12 protein-coding genes and 1 pseudogene are annotated in these 12353 nt (G+C 72.7%); 2 read left to right on the top strand and 11 right to left on the bottom strand.

Translation table 11 applies throughout. The features are described 5' to 3' along the window. The 10 genes and pseudogenes from AB4Z01_RS34275 to AB4Z01_RS34230 all read right to left on the bottom strand — a co-directional run. Window positions 1–272 (bottom strand): annotated as a pseudogene (locus AB4Z01_RS34275) (hypothetical protein); the annotation flags it as partial. Window position 273: 1 nt separating this feature from the next. After that, complete coding sequence (gene gspM / locus AB4Z01_RS34270) at window positions 274–843, bottom strand: type II secretion system protein GspM (RefSeq protein ID WP_441701056.1); 570 nt, start codon at window positions 841–843, stop codon at window positions 274–276. After that, window positions 840–1901 carry a PilN domain-containing protein gene (locus tag AB4Z01_RS34265; protein WP_441701055.1) on the bottom strand — a complete coding sequence of 354 codons (1062 nt, stop codon included), beginning with the start codon at window positions 1899–1901 and terminating at the stop codon, window positions 840–842. Before AB4Z01_RS34265 ends, gspM begins: the two co-directional genes overlap by 4 nt. Beyond that, on the bottom strand, window positions 1898–2818 hold the full coding sequence (locus tag AB4Z01_RS34260) for a general secretion pathway protein GspK (protein WP_441701053.1): 921 nt from the start codon (window positions 2816–2818) through the stop codon (window positions 1898–1900). The genes AB4Z01_RS34265 and AB4Z01_RS34260 overlap by 4 nt, the downstream gene beginning before the upstream one ends. Window positions 2819–2978: 160 nt before the next feature. Further along, complete coding sequence (locus AB4Z01_RS34255; RefSeq protein ID WP_441701051.1) at window positions 2979–3848, bottom strand: PulJ/GspJ family protein; 870 nt, start codon at window positions 3846–3848, stop codon at window positions 2979–2981. Further along, entirely contained in the window at window positions 3845–4237 is a 393-nt protein-coding gene (locus AB4Z01_RS34250) for a type IV pilus modification PilV family protein (RefSeq protein ID WP_441701049.1), read from the bottom strand. Before AB4Z01_RS34250 ends, AB4Z01_RS34255 begins: the two co-directional genes overlap by 4 nt. Continuing rightward, window positions 4227–4718: a GspH/FimT family pseudopilin gene (locus AB4Z01_RS34245; RefSeq protein ID WP_441701047.1), complete on the bottom strand. Its 492-nt coding sequence runs from the start codon at window positions 4716–4718 to the stop codon at window positions 4227–4229. The genes AB4Z01_RS34250 and AB4Z01_RS34245 overlap by 11 nt, the downstream gene beginning before the upstream one ends. Continuing rightward, on the bottom strand, window positions 4693–5139 hold the full coding sequence (gene gspG, locus AB4Z01_RS34240) for a type II secretion system major pseudopilin GspG (RefSeq protein ID WP_441701045.1): 447 nt from the start codon (window positions 5137–5139) through the stop codon (window positions 4693–4695). The genes AB4Z01_RS34245 and gspG overlap by 26 nt, the downstream gene beginning before the upstream one ends. 6 nt (window positions 5140–5145) lie before the next feature. After that, window positions 5146–6366 carry a type II secretion system F family protein gene (locus AB4Z01_RS34235; protein ID WP_441701043.1) on the bottom strand — a complete coding sequence of 407 codons (1221 nt, stop codon included), beginning with the start codon at window positions 6364–6366 and terminating at the stop codon, window positions 5146–5148. A 4-nt stretch (window positions 6367–6370) separates the two neighbouring features. Continuing rightward, window positions 6371–8059, bottom strand: coding sequence for a GspE/PulE family protein (locus tag AB4Z01_RS34230; protein ID WP_441701041.1), 1689 nt, complete (start codon window positions 8057–8059; stop codon window positions 6371–6373). A 354-nt stretch (window positions 8060–8413) separates the two neighbouring features. On the opposite strand from AB4Z01_RS34230, the gene gspD reads away from it, so the two are divergent. Beyond that, window positions 8414–10609, top strand: a complete 2196-nt coding sequence (gspD, locus tag AB4Z01_RS34225) for a type II secretion system secretin GspD (RefSeq protein WP_441701039.1) — start codon at window positions 8414–8416, stop codon at window positions 10607–10609. Between the two features lie 4 nt (window positions 10610–10613). Continuing rightward, complete coding sequence (locus AB4Z01_RS34220; protein ID WP_441701037.1) at window positions 10614–11345, top strand: prepilin peptidase; 732 nt, start codon at window positions 10614–10616, stop codon at window positions 11343–11345. Between the two features lie 166 nt (window positions 11346–11511). Here the strand turns inward: AB4Z01_RS34220 and AB4Z01_RS34215 are convergent. Continuing rightward, window positions 11512–12353, bottom strand: an 842-nt coding sequence (locus AB4Z01_RS34215; RefSeq protein WP_441701036.1) for a copper resistance D family protein, incomplete at its 5' end; no start/stop codon positions are given.

Below are 12353 nucleotides of genomic sequence, written 5' to 3'. Positions count from 1 at the left end.
GCCTCAGCTTCCGGCGGCGGGGGCTGCGGGCCGCGGCGGCTCGGGTTGAACAGCGGCCGGTCCACCGTCTCGGTCAGGTCCGGCAGCTCCGGCGCCAGCAGGGGCGTGGGCGGTTCCGCGGCCGGCGCTGCCGGCGGCAGGGCCGCCTGGGCGTTGCCGGATCGCACGACGGCCGGCACCGCGGCCGGGTCGTCCGGCTCGATCAGATAGGACACGCCGATCGCGAGGGGACCGAGCACGACCAGGAGCCGGGTCAGGGGATGCCAAGCCATGTCAGCTGCCCTCCGGCCGGCGCATCACGCCATAGACATCGACCGAGACCGTCAGCTCCGGATCCTCCTCGCCTTCGGTCGATTCGGTGCGGATGGTGAAGGCGGGAATGAACAGCGGCGGCGCCCCGGCCTCGAAGGCCTGCAGGATGTTGCGCAGCGCCTCGATCCGGGCGCCGAAGCTGGCACGCAGCCCGACCCGGCTGTAGCCGCCGGGATCGGCCACCGCCGGCAGCACGGTCATGCTGTCGATCCGGCCCCCCTGGGCGGCGACGACGCCCGAGACCAGCTGCTGCAGCGCCGCGCCGGCGATCGCCGGGCTGGCGCCCTGCAGCGCCGGGGTCTCGCCGCCCGCCGCGGCGACCAGGGCGGCCTTGCGCTCCTCCAGCCGGTCGCGGGTCAGCGCCAGCCGGGCCAGCAGCGCCAGCTCCTGCCGCAGCCCGGCGGCGGTGTCGTCGGCGTCGCGGATGGCGACCGCCCCGGCGGCGAAGCCGAGGCCGAGCCCGGCCAAGACCAGCAGCAGCAGGCCGATGGCGATCAGGCGGCGGGCCGCGGGGCTGAGATCGATATTCATGGCTGCTGCGCCCCCGGCACCAGCGTGGCGCTGACGGCGAAGCGATCCTGGCCGCGCTGCGGGTCGCGCACGCTCGGCGCGGCAAAGGCGACGGATTGGAACTGCGGCAGCGCCGACAGCACCGGGATCAGACTGGCGGCATCATCGGCGAAGCCGCCCAGCCGCAGGGTGCCCTGGTCCAGCGACAGCTCGGTCAGCCAGGCGCCGTCGGGCAGGGTCCGGCTGACGGTCTCGATCAGGGTCGAGACATAGGGCGTGGCGCGGCGCTGGGCGCCGAGATAGGAGCCGGCCTCCTCCAGCGCCCGGATCTCCGCCTGCAGGGCGCTGGCCGGTGCGGTCGCGGCCCGGGCCGTGGCCACCTGCGCGCGCAGATCCGACACCACGGCCCAATGCGCCGCGACGGTCCAGGCCAGCCAGGCCGCCGCGATCGCGGCCGGGGCGCCGAGGCCGAGCCCGCCGAGCCAGGCCAGCCGGCGCAGCGCCCGCCGCCGCTCGGCATCGATGTCGTGGCGCAGATCGGGCCCCGGCGGCGCCAGCGGATCCTCGCCGGCCAGGTCGACCACATTGGGCATCCAGCCGGCGGCGCGGGCCGCCTGCACCGCGGAATCGACCTGCTCGCGCGGCATCGCCGTCAGCTCGACCGCGATGGTGGCGGCGTCGCCGGTCGGGGGCAGCCGGCGGGCGGCGAAGGCGGCGGTGCCGGGGGGCCAGGGGGTCAGCCGGTCGATCTCGAAGCGCAGCACCCGGCCCAAAGCCGCCTCGGCCTCGCGCGGCAGCATGATGCGGCGGCGCAGCCCGGCCTCGGCCGGGAAGCGCAGCACCACCTCGGCGCCACGCCGCTGCGGGCCGCCGGCCGGGACATGGCCCAGCGGCACCTCGCGCAGCACGCGGCGGCCGCGGGTCTCGATCAGCCGGGCGCCGTCCTCGCGCCATAGCAGGATCAGCCGGCGCCGGCGCAGCATCGGGCGGAACAGCCAGCGGTCGGGCACCAGCCCGGCCAGCTCGCGCCCCCACCAGCGCAGAAACACCGCCGCTCGGCGGCCCATGCCGGCGATCATGCCGGGTCCTCCCCCACGCGCCGGCCGAAGCCGGCCTCCCGCCAGTCCAGGATACGATAGAAGCTCTCGCCGTCGGCGGCGACCCAGATCACCGCCTCGACCCGTCCGCGCGCGCCGCGGGCGGTCGCGGTCTCGACGCTGACGCTGTAGACCGGTCCGGGCCCGGTGCGTAGTTTTTCTCCGAGATCCTGCGGCAGCAGCGCGGCCAGCCGCTCCGGCGTCGGCGCCGGCCGCTGCTGCCGGGCGCGCACCACCGCCTCGGCCTGGGCACGGGTGACGCCGGGCAGGGCCTGCAGCACCAGCGGGTCGGCGGCGAAGGGGTCGATCCCGGCGGCCGGTGACAGGACGGTGACCAGCGGCATCAGCGCATCGGCCAGGGTGCGGCTGATGCCGGGCACCATGCGCAGCTCCTCGGCCGACTGGAACGGGCGCGTCAGCGCGGCCGGGTCGTCCGGATCCGGCGCTGGGGCGGGCCGGGTGGGCTCGGGCCGGCTCACGGGCTGGCCGGCCTGGTCCGCGCCGGGCGGGTGGCGCCCCTGGTCGCCGCCGCGCCGACGCAGGATCGCTGCCGCCAGGCGCGGTGCCTGTTCCGGCGTGCCCAGCACCACCGCGATCAGCCGCTGCAGCGTCTCCTCATCGGCCCGGTTCAGGTCGACCCGGCCGGCCTCGTCGCGGATGCGCACGACGATGCGGTCATCGCCGAGCTCGGCGGGATAGGGGGTGCCGTCGGCGCGCCAGCCGCGGTCGTCATCGGCGGTGCCCAGGCCCAGCACCGCTAGCTCGACGCCGCCGCGCAGCAGCGCCCGCAGGCGGATCTCCTCGGCGCCGTTGGCGGCGACCCGGGCCTCGGTGCGGCTGCTCAGGCTGAAGCCGATGGTCAGCATCGCCAGCATGACCAGCGTCCACAGCACGATCACCAGGGCAATGCCGCGCTCGCCCTCCCGAGAGACCGTCGCGTCGTCCCCCTTATTGTCCCCCCTCCCCTTGCGGGGGGACTCAAAAGAAGCACGCGGCTGCCCAAGCGGGAGCGGCAACGCCGGAACCACCGGGCGTTGTCTCGGGTCGGCGGGGCGGGGGTCAGCCGGCTTTGGCATCGCGCTGGGCCGACAGGCTGCAGAAACCGTCCGCGCCCGCGGCGGGAGGGGCGGCGGGGGCACCGGGGGGCTCGGCCGCGGCCTGCGTGCCCTCCTGAGGCTGGCGCGGGGGCTGCTGCCGTCGCGGCGGCTGGCCGGCCTGCGGCCCTGACGGCGCGTTCTGTCCCGCCGGCTGCTGCGCATCCGGGGTGGGGCCGGTCGTCGCCGTGATGGTGCGGACGCAGGCGGCTTCGAGGTCGACCGACAGGGGCACCACGATGTCGGGCCACGCTGCCAAGCCCTCAGCGTCGCGGCTGCGCAGGCGGATCAGCCGCGGCGGCGCCTCCAGGTCCGGCCAGGGCGAGATCCAGCGCGGCCGCTGCTCGCCGGGCACGGTGCCGAAATAGTCGAAGCTGTACTGGACAGGCCCCCGGCTCAGGACCAGGTCGTCGGTCGGCTTGGCCTCGGCGAAGCTGCCGAGCCGCGGGTTGAAGCGGGCGCGGGAATAGCGCAGGGTCGACTGGCCGGGCTGCACATCGACATAGAAGAAGGCGACGGCCAGGCCGGGTTCGCTCGGGAAGCCGGGATCGGCCACCACCAGCCCGACCCGGTCGGCATCGCCGCGGAAGGTGGCGGCAGGCTTGGCGCCGGGCTGGGCCTGCCAGGTCAGGCGCCTTGCCGCCGCCGCTTCGCGCCGCAGCGTCGACTGCACCAAAGCGATGGTCTCCGACGCCTCGACCGCCCGGGCGCCGCGGTCCCAGCCGGCGGTGACGAAGCGCAGGCCTCCGGTCAGCAGCACCATGATCAGCGCCAGCACCACCATGGCGATGATGGTCTCGAGCAGCGTGAAGCCGCGCTGGTCGGGGGCGCTCATTGCACCGCCACCAGCGCCAGGGTGGTCATCTCGAAGCGCGGGCTCGACGCGGCCTCGACGGCGATGCGCAGCCGGGCCAGCCGGGCCTGGCGCCCGCCCACGGTCACGGTCTGGCGCGGCGCCTGGTCCCAGCCATCGGCGACGATCCGCCAGCGATAGCCGTCATCGGTCTCGCCGGACGCCGTGGCGCCGATGCGCAGCGGCGTCGGCAGGCTGTCCAGCTGCGCCGCCAGCCCCTCGGCGACGATGGCGGCGCGCTGCAGCCCGTCGGCGCGGGCCAGGCCGGTCAGCCCGGTGCCGAAGATCCGGAAGATCACGGTCAGGATCAGCCCCAGGATGGTCAGGGCGACCACCACCTCGATCAAGGTGAAGCCGCGCTCACGTTTCATCGCCGGCCTCCACGATCCGCACCCGGCCGGTCAGCCAGTTGACCTCGACCCGGTAGGCGCGGCCCTGGCCGGCTAGGCGGATGGTGCCGCCGGTCGACCTTCCGTCCGGCAGGAAGCGGATGCCCGGCCGGCCGTCGGGGTCGGCGGCGATCCCGGCGCTGGTGACGTCGACCGCGATGCCGTCGGCGATGCGGTGGCGCAGCGGCGCCGCGACCGGGCCGAAGCTGCGGCCGACCGGGTCGATCACCACGCCCTGCGGCCCGTCGCGCAGGATGGCGTCGCTGCGCGCCTGCCGCAGCTCCGACGCTAGCGTCGCCACGGTGCGCTTCAGCTGGGCCTGGGCCGAGCCGCGCGCCAGCATCGGCGGCACCAGCGCCGCCACGACGCCGAGGATGACCAGGACCACCAGCAGCTCCAGGAGGGTGAAGCCGCGGTCGGTCCGGGCCGAGGCCCGATCACCAGCTGGTGATGTCGGCGTCATCGCTGCTGCCGCCCTCCCGCTTGTCGGCGCCCAGCGAGTACAGGTCGAATGCGCCGTGCTGCCCCGGCGCCCGGTAGTTGTAGGCGCTGCCCCACGGATCGTCCGGCAGCGCGTTGCTGCGCAGATACGGCCCGTTCCAGCCGCGCACCCCGCCGGGGTTGGCCATCAGCGCCTTCAGCCCCTGGGCGGTGGTCGGATAGCCGCCGACATCGATGGCATAGAGGTCGAGCGCGGATTTGAAGTTCTCGATCTGCAGCCGCGCCGAATCCGCCCGGGCGCCGCCCAGATAGGACAGGATCCGCGGCCCCACCAGCCCGGCCAAGAGGCCGAGGATGACGAGCACGACCAGCAGCTCGATCAGGGTGAAGCCGGCCTGGCGGCTGCGGCGGATGGCGGACGTGTGGTTCGGAAGCTCGGGCATGGTCTCTCAGAAGGCGAGGTCGTTGATGCTGATTACGGCCAGCAGAATGGACATGACGATGCCGCCCACCGCCAGGCCGAGGATGATGATCAGGGCCGGCTCGACCAGCGTGACCAGCCGCTTGATCGCGGCTTCCAGCTTGCGCTCATAGGCGTCGGCGACATGCGCCGAGGTCATGTCGATCCGCCCCGTCTCCTCGCCGACCCGCAGCATCTGCACGGCGAGCGGCGGGAAGATGCCGATCTCGGCCAGCGGGTCGGCCAGCCCGCGCCCTTGCCGCACGCCGGTGATGACGGTCTCCATCGCCGCGCTGACCGCGGTGTTCGAGACCACGTCGCGCGACAGGGCGATGGCCGAGGGCAGGTCGACGCCGTTGCCGACCAGGGTCGACAGGGTGCGGCAGAACCGGGCAGTCGCCAGGGTGCGAACCAGCGGGCCGATCAGCGGCAGGCGCAGCATGGCGCGGTCCCAGGCCAGGCGCGGCCCGGGCTGGGCCAGGATGCGGCGCACCGCGATCACCGCGGCGACGACGCCGAGGCCGACCATCCAGCCATAGTCCTGGCAGAAGCGGCCGATGGCGATGACGATGGCGGTCGGCGTCGGCAGCGCCGCCCCGGCATCCTTGAAGATGGTCTCGAACTGCGGCACCACGAAGGTCAGCAGCAGGAACACGGAAGACAGCGAGACGACGACCAGGATGGCCGGGTACAGCATGGCCGAGACCACCATCTCGCGGGTCTTCTCGCCGCGCTCGCGCAGCTCGGCCAGCCGCTCCAGCACCACGTCGAGCGTGCCGGAGCTCTCGCCGGCCCGGACCATGTTGACATACAGCCGCGGGAACACCGGCCCCTGCTCCTCCAGGGCCGTGCTCAGGCTGGCGCCGGCTCGCACCCGCGCCAGCACCTGGCCAGACAGGGCGGCGATCGGGCCGGTGCCGTGCGCCAGCGTCACCAGCGCCTGCTCCAGCGGCTGGCCGGCGGCCACCAGGATCGCCAGCTCGCGCGTCATCGTCGTGATGTCGCCGGGCTTCGGTCCGCGGCGGCGCCCCAGGCCGCCGGCCGCGGTGCTGCTGCGGCCGGCGGCCTGGGCCCGCACCGGCGCCATGCTCAGCGGCAGGATGCCCGTCGCCTCCAGCTTCGCCGTCAGGCCGGCCTCGTCCGCCGCCTCGGCCCGGCCCTCGACCACCGCGCCGCTGCCATCGATCGCCTTGTATGCGAAGACCGGCATCGCCTCACCACTCCTCGGTGACGCGGTGGACCTCGTCCAGCGTGGTAAGGCCGGCCAGGCATTTGTGCAGCCCGTCCTCATACATCGTGACCATGCCGGCCCGGCGCGCCGCCTGGGTCAGGGCGGCGGTGGAGATGCGGTCGCGCAGCAGCTCGCGGATCTCGTCGTCCGGGACGAAATACTCGAAGATGCCGATCCGGCTGGTGTAGCCGAGGTCGTCGCAGGCGCTGCAGCCGACGGCCTCGTACAGCTGCGGCGTCGCCGCCGCCAGCGGCCGGGCGGCGGCGGCGCGCTCCACCAGCCCGGCCGGGGTGTCGACCGGGCGGCGGCATTCCGGGCACAGCCGCCGCACCAGGCGCTGGCCGATCACCCCGGCGATGGTCGAGGTCAGCAGATAGCCGTCGACATGCATGTCGAGCAGCCGGTTGATCGACCCGGTGGCGCTGTTGGTGTGCAGCGTCGACAGCACCAGGTGTCCGGTCAGCGCGGCATGCACCGCGATGTTCGCGGTCTCGCCGTCGCGGATCTCGCCGACCATGATCACGTCCGGGTCGTGGCGCATGCAGGACCGCAGCACCCGGGCGAAGTCGAGGCCGATCTGGGGGCGGACGTTGATCTGGTTGACGCCCTTGATCTGGTATTCGACTGGATCCTCGACGGTCAGGATCTTGCGGCTCGGCTGGTTCAGGATCCGCAGCGCGCCGTATAGGGTCGTGGTCTTGCCGCTGCCGGTCGGGCCGGTGACCAGCAGGATGCCGTGCGGCCGCGCCAGCTGCTTCATCAGCAGCGCCTCGACCTCCGGCGCGAAGCCGATCGCGGACAGCTCGATGTCCATGCCGGCGGTGTCGAGCAGGCGGATGACGACGTTCTCGCCATGCAGGGTCGGCACGGTGGCGACGCGCATGTCCATGCTGCGGCCGCCGACGGTGAAGCGGGCGCGCCCGTCCTGCGGCAGCCGGCGCTCGGCGATGTCCAGCTTCGACAGGATCTTGATCCGGCTGATCAGCGCCGGGGCCAGCCGCACTGGCGGCGCCTTCATCTCGCGCAGCAGGCCGTGGATGCGGTAGCGGACCTTCACCTCGTCGCGGTAGCATTCGACATGGATGTCCGAGGCGTGCATCCGGATCGCGTCGCTGAAGATCTGGTTGACCAGGCGGATGACCGGCGCCTCCTGCGCCAGGTCGCGCAGATGCTGCACGTCCGGATCGCCGGCCGCTTCCTCGGTCTCGGCCCCGATGTCGTCGACGATGCGCTCGACCGCGGACCGGCCGCTGTCGAAGTAGCGGGCGAAGGCGTCATCCAGATCCTCGGTGGCGGCGACGCAGGGGCGGACCGGCCGGCGCGTCGCCAGCTCCACCGCCTGGCGGGCATAAGCGTCGCCCGGATCGGCCATGGCCAGAACCACGCCGTCCTCGGCCTCGGCCAGCGGCAGGACCCGGGATTCACGCAGGAAGCGCGATGACAGCCTGCCGTCGAACAGCGGCGCCGGAGGAAAGGCGTCGCGGCCGACCAGCGGCACGCCATGCTGCAGCGACAGGGCCAGCGCCTGGTCGCGGCCGGACACCAGCCCCAGCTTGGACAGCAGCGCCGGCACGCCGTCACTCGAATTCTCCTGCAGGCGCGACACACGCGCCCGATCCTCGGGGCCCAGCTTCCCGAGCTCGACGAGAATATCCAGGAGCGGTCTCAACATTGCCCTTCCGGTGCCGGTCCCCCAACGCAGCCGCGCGCATCCCATCATCGCCGGACGGCGGGCGACCGGCAATCTCGGCGGTGCCGGGACGGCGGTCAAACGAAATGTTTTTGTCTTATCAATAGGTTGCTCGGCCGATTTCAATAAAACTTAACATGAATGCAACAATTCTGCTCGAATCGAGGCCCACTGCGCTTGTCACTTGTGGTGCGGGGGCCGGTCGGTTATGGCTCGGCGTTGCAGCGGGGGATGTCTTCAGTGGGTTTCAGGGTGTTTTCCTTCAGAATCCTTGGGGTTCCGCTGCTGCTCGCGCTGATCTCGTGCGGGCAGCAGAAGCCGGACCAAGCGCCCTCGATGTTCGACGACCTGGCCAACCGGTCCCTGGCCGCGCCCGCCGACGCCCGCTCACGCTCCAATGTGGTGTCTTCGACCGGCCGGACCCAGCCGGTGCGCCAGGCCCAGGTGTATCCCGGCATCGACGCGGTCCCGGGCGAGCCGGCGGCGATGGGCGCGCCGATCCAGGCGCAGCCCGGCGGCTACCAGGTCAATTTCAACAATGCCGACCTGGCCCAGGTGGTGCAGGCGGTGCTGGGCGACCTGCTGCACCAGCCCTACACCATCGATCCCAGGGTCACCGGCACGGTGACGCTGTCGACCCAGGGGCCGATCAAGCCGGACGACCTGGTCGCGATGCTGGAGACGGTGCTGCGCGCCACCGGCGCCGCGCTGGTGCAGGACGCCCGGGCCGGGTATCGCATCGTGCCGCTGGGCGAGGCGGTGTCCGGCCGTACCGTGCTGCAGCTCGGCAGCGACCCGAAGCCGCTGCCGGCTGGCTACGGCATCACCATCATCCCGCTGCGCAACGTCTCGGCCGAGACCATCGGCCCGCTGATCGCACCCGCGACCAATCCGGAGCTGGTGCGCGTCGACCCGACCCGCAACCTGGTGCTGATCTCCGGCACCAGCGGCGACCGGGCGGCGCTCGGCGCCACCGTGCAGTCCTTCGATGTCGACTGGCTGCGCGGCATGTCGTCCGGGATCTTTCCGCTGAAGCAGGCGCAGCCCGAGGCGGTGATCAAGGAGCTCAGCGCCGTGTTCGGCGGCGCGCCCGACCGCGGCCCGCTGAAGGGGCTGATCAACTTCATGCCGGTCGAGCGGCTGAACGCCGTGCTGGTGGTGTCCTCCCGCGTCGACAAGCTGAACGAGGCCGGCCGCTGGATCCGGCGGTTGGACCAGGGCGATTCCGACGAGGAGCGGGTCTACGTCTACATGGTGCAGAACGGCACCGCGGCGAACATGGCGCGGGTGCTGGGCCAAGCCTTCGGCAAGGTCGACGAGGCCGGCGCCTCGCCCTTCGACGATGAGCTCGGCTCGGACGTCRCCCGCGGCCTCGGCCTCAACACCAGCAGCAGCAACGGCACCGACCAGGCCAATGCGGCCGGCACCGGCACCACGGGCAACACCGGTCAGCCCGCCTCGGGGCAGACGGGCACGGGCACAACGTCGCAATTCGCGCCGATCGATTTCAATGCCCAGCAGAAGGAAGGCGACGCCTCGATCCTCGGCCTCGCCGGCGCCCAGGCCGGCAAGGCGGCGGTGTTCAAGCTCGACAGGCTGGGCGAGGTGCGGGTGGTGCCGGACCGGGACAAGAACGCGCTCCTGATCCGCGCCCGGCCGGCGGCGTTCCGGCTGATCGAATCGGCGCTGCGCGCGATCGACGCCAGCCCGCTGCAGGTGGTGATCGAGGCGACGATCGCCGAGGTGACGCTGAACGACCGGCTGCAATACGGCGTCCAGTATTACCTCGAATCCGGCAACTTCTCCGGCGGCTTCACCACCGGTACCCCGGCGAGCGGGCAATCGGTCGCGCCGCAGCCGACCGTGGGCAGCGGCCTGAACGTGGTGATTTCCGGCGCCGGGTCGCGGGTGGTCCTCAACGCGCTCTCCTCGATCACCAACGTCAAGGTGGTCTCGGCCCCGACCTTGGCGGTGCTGAACAACCAGACGGCACGGCTGCAGGTCGGCAACCAGGTGCCGGTGCGGACCCAGCAGAGCCAGTCGACCAACGACGCCAATTCGCCGGTGATCAGCAACATCGAGTACAAGGACACCGGCGTGATCCTGAAGGTGACGCCGCGGATCAACTCCAACAGCGACGTCAGCATGGACGTGCAGCAGGAGGTCTCGAGCATCGTCGAGAACGCCGCCTCCAGCGAGGCCGACGCGCTGGCGCCGACGATCTCGACCCGCCGCATCGGCTCGATCGTCTCGGTCGCCAACGGCCAGACCGTGGTGCTGGGCGGACTGATCCAGGAGAACCAGCAGAACGGGCGCGGCGGCGTGCCGGTGCTGCAGGACATCCCGCTGCTCGGCAACCTGTTCTCCTCGACCACCAACAGCCGGGACCGGACCGAGCTGGTCGTGTTCATCACCCCGCGGGTGATCCGCAACGCCGCCGACGCCCAGGCGATCGCCGAGGAGCTGCGCTCGCGGATGCAGGCGCTGCGGCCGCGCACCGCCGGCGGGCAGCCGCGTCCGCTGCGACCATAGCGGCGTGACCCCGGTCCAGATCGGGCTGCTCGCCGTCTCGCCGATCGTCGGCAGCTTTCTCGCCGCCGCGGCGCATCGCCTGCCGGACGATGTCCGCGGCCTGCTGGTCGACCGCTCGCGCTGCGACCATTGCCGGCAGCCGCTGGCGCTGCGTGACCTGGTGCCGGTGCTCAGCTGGGTCGGCCTGCGCGGCCGCTGCCGCAGCTGCGGCGGCGTCATCGATCCGTCCCATCCGGTGATCGAGCTGGCGGCGATCGGCATCGCGCTCTTGGCGCTGGCCGGCGACGCCGCCCTGATGCCCGGCACCTGCCTGCTCGGCTGGGGGCTGCTGCTGCTCGGCGCCATCGACCGCCGCACCGGGCTGCTGCCGGACATGCTGACCTTGCCGCTGGTCGTGGCCGGGCTGCTCGCGGCGCTGGTCGAGCCAGGCGTCCCGCCGGCGGACCGGGCGATCGGTGCCGCCGTCGGCTATCTCCTCTTCGCCAGCCTCGCCGTCGCTTATCGCCGGCTGCGCGGCCGCGACGGGCTCGGCCTCGGCGACGCCAAGCTGCTGGCGGCCGGCGGCGCCTGGCTCGGCTGGCAGGCTTTGCCCTGGGTGATTCTGGTTGGCGCCGGGGCGGCGCTGATGGTCACCCTCGCCTCGGCCCGCGGGCAACTGTCACGGCACACCGCCATCGCCTTCGGCCCCTGGCTCGCCCTCGGCATCTGGGTGATGCGCCTGCTCGGGCCTGTCTGATACCAGCGGGCTTTGAGATCGGTTCTTCACCCCTCGTCATGGCGAGGAGCGCAGCGACGTGGCCATCCAGAGTGGGTGCGAGCTGCCCTGGATGGCCACGCCCCTAATAGGCGTAAAGGGCGGCTCGCCATGACGGCTCAATATTTTCGTGCCAGTCCAGGATCCATTAAGGCCGGATATCGATCACGTCCTCCAGCTTGGCGATCTCGAAATCCGAGATCAGCACGTCGATCCGCGCGGTCCAGCGGCCCGGCACCGGGATGATCAGCCCGTCGACCCGCCAACTGCCGTCGTCGCTCTTGGCCGCCTTGCGCCGGATCGGCTCGATCCCGGCGGCGGGGTTGGACAGCACCAGCGTCACCTCCTTCGCGTCCAGCGGCCCGAAATCGCCGGTCAGCACCACGATCGAGGCCGCGACCGGTCCGGTCCGGCCGGGGGTGATGGCCAGGTCGGCCATCGCCGGAGCGGTGTGGATGTGGATCGCGGCCGGCCGGGCGTCGGCCTCCGCCAGCGCACGCGGCGGCGGGGTGAAGCGCCAGGTCGCGGCCGCGGCGAAGATCGCCAACACCAGCGCCGTCTCGATCGCGACCGAGCGGGCCAACCGCCGCACGGCCCGGCGGTCGCCGGCTTCGGCCGGGGCGGTCAGGCGCCAGCGGTTCAGCCCAGCCAGGCCGAACAGCGCCAGCAGCAGCGCCAGCTTGACCAGGAAGACGCAGCCATAGGCGGTGGTCCACAGCGCCGAGACATGGCCGAGCTGGACCACGGCCAGCAGGATGCCGGCCGCCGCCAGCGGCAGGACGGCAAAAGGGATCAGGGCGGAGAAGCGGCGCAGCGCCGCCGCGGCCTCCGGCCCGCCGGCACGCAGATGCAGCCCCAGCGGCAGCAGCGCCCCGGCCCAGATGGCGATGCCGATGGCGTGCAGGAAGACCGCCGGCCGGGTCAGGATCTGCGGCGCGGCGGCGCTGGCATGGCCGCTGGCGGCCAGCGCCGCCCCGGTCGCGACCAGGG

This window comes from Inquilinus sp. YAF38, assembly GCF_052113205.1.
Classification (GTDB): domain Bacteria; phylum Pseudomonadota; class Alphaproteobacteria; order DSM-16000; family Inquilinaceae; genus Inquilinus.
The sequence above is the reverse complement of the archived record's forward strand: the minus strand, read 5'-3'. Positions and strand labels throughout refer to the sequence as shown.

What these genes read in the sequence shown, in the direction of transcription:
- gspM (WP_441701056.1), bottom strand. Translation starts at nt 843, where the DNA reads ATGAATATCGATCTCAGCCCCGCGGCCCGCCGCCTGATCGCCATCGGC.
- AB4Z01_RS34265 (WP_441701055.1), bottom strand. Translation starts at nt 1,901, where the DNA reads ATGATCGCCGGCATGGGCCGCCGAGCGGCGGTGTTTCTGCGCTGGTGG.
- AB4Z01_RS34255 (WP_441701051.1), bottom strand. Translation starts at nt 3,848, where the DNA reads ATGAGCGCCCCCGACCAGCGCGGCTTCACGCTGCTCGAGACCATCATC.
- AB4Z01_RS34250 (WP_441701049.1), bottom strand. Translation starts at nt 4,237, where the DNA reads ATGAAACGTGAGCGCGGCTTCACCTTGATCGAGGTGGTGGTCGCCCTG.
- AB4Z01_RS34245 (WP_441701047.1), bottom strand. Translation starts at nt 4,718, where the DNA reads ATGACGCCGACATCACCAGCTGGTGATCGGGCCTCGGCCCGGACCGAC.
- gspG (WP_441701045.1), bottom strand. Translation starts at nt 5,139, where the DNA reads ATGCCCGAGCTTCCGAACCACACGTCCGCCATCCGCCGCAGCCGCCAG.
- AB4Z01_RS34235 (WP_441701043.1), bottom strand. Translation starts at nt 6,366, where the DNA reads ATGCCGGTCTTCGCATACAAGGCGATCGATGGCAGCGGCGCGGTGGTC.
- AB4Z01_RS34230 (WP_441701041.1), bottom strand. Translation starts at nt 8,059, where the DNA reads ATGTTGAGACCGCTCCTGGATATTCTCGTCGAGCTCGGGAAGCTGGGC.